Consider the following 430-nt stretch of genomic DNA (forward strand, 5'->3'; position numbering starts at 1 on the left):
CACCAAAATATCCTCTAAAAACACTTACAAAATATGATGCATTGTCATACCCGCATATTCACGCCACCTTGCCGACAGTATGGTTACTGTAGATCAATAATCTTTGCGCCATCATCATTCGTTCTTCAAGAATTAATTTACTAAACGATAATCCTTCGTCTTTTAATTTTCTTTTTAACAAACTCTCGCTCATATATAATCTTGAAGATATATCACAAAGTCTCCATGACGCTGAGATATCCGAGTGAATAATAGCCTTAACTTTACAACCTAAGCTATTAAGACTTCCGAACAAAAAACTTTGCACTATTTTCTCTGAAGATAAGACAGCAAGACATGCAAGTGATATTTGATTTCTAACTACATCCACGGTTTTGCTATCACAATTCAAGCATGCAACCAAGTTCTTTAACAATGAAAAATCTTCACA

Annotated in this window: 1 protein-coding gene; it reads right to left on the minus strand. The window is 34.2% G+C overall.

Annotated features, from left to right (window positions below):
* Window positions 1–58 precede the first annotated feature (58 nt).
* Window positions 59–430 (minus strand): hypothetical protein (locus K0040_RS22610; RefSeq protein ID WP_500302318.1); only part of this gene is annotated, 372 nt, incomplete at its 5' end.

This window comes from Terrisporobacter petrolearius (assembly GCF_020748185.1).
GTDB lineage: Bacteria > Bacillota > Clostridia > Peptostreptococcales > Peptostreptococcaceae > Terrisporobacter > Terrisporobacter petrolearius.